Source organism: Pseudomonas sp. LJDD11 (genome assembly GCF_024584215.1).
In the GTDB taxonomy this organism is placed as follows: Bacteria; Pseudomonadota; Gammaproteobacteria; order Pseudomonadales; family Pseudomonadaceae; genus Aquipseudomonas.
Genome location: NZ_JANJFL010000153.1, coordinates 1 through 519 on the forward strand (window position 1 = coordinate 1; position 519 = coordinate 519).

Genomic DNA, 519 nt, shown 5'->3' on the forward strand with positions numbered 1-519 from the left:
TTCAGAGGTAGATCTCAAAACCCAACGCAGTTCGATGACTTGAGTCACGAGAATCCCCAAAAGGGTTACACACCCCTGAGCTACGCTATAAAACAAAGCCCTCAAAGGATTGTCTGGAAGCATCCAAAGCAGGATAAAGCCCACCATCAGGCAAAGAATCAGTAGCTTGGCGATGAGGCTCGGTATCACAGGAACGATTAAATTGACGGCCAGAAAAATATAAAAGAGCGCGTAACTGGCCATGCCAATCCCAACACCATGAGAGGTGAAACCGCCGTTCAAATCCTTGTACGCCGTCACAACCGCGTAATTCAAAAATGCATACGCGACACATCCTAGAGTGTGAACGAGCAAACACATGAAAAATCGCACGTAGGCATTCATGACTTAACGTCCTGCTTTTTCGGGCTTGATCACATGGCAGATGCGAAAATAGAACGCTGCCGCGCTATAGCTGCAAATCAATTGTTGACACCATTTTGTGCAGAGCACCAGGTTTGGAAATCCTTTCGATCAAAC

1 protein-coding gene is annotated in these 519 nt (G+C 46.6%); it reads right to left on the bottom strand.

The features are described 5' to 3' along the window. On the bottom strand, positions 1-384 hold a 384-nt coding region (locus NRB16_RS29290), incomplete at its 3' end, for a hypothetical protein (protein WP_257107624.1). Positions 385-519 lie beyond the last annotated feature (135 nt).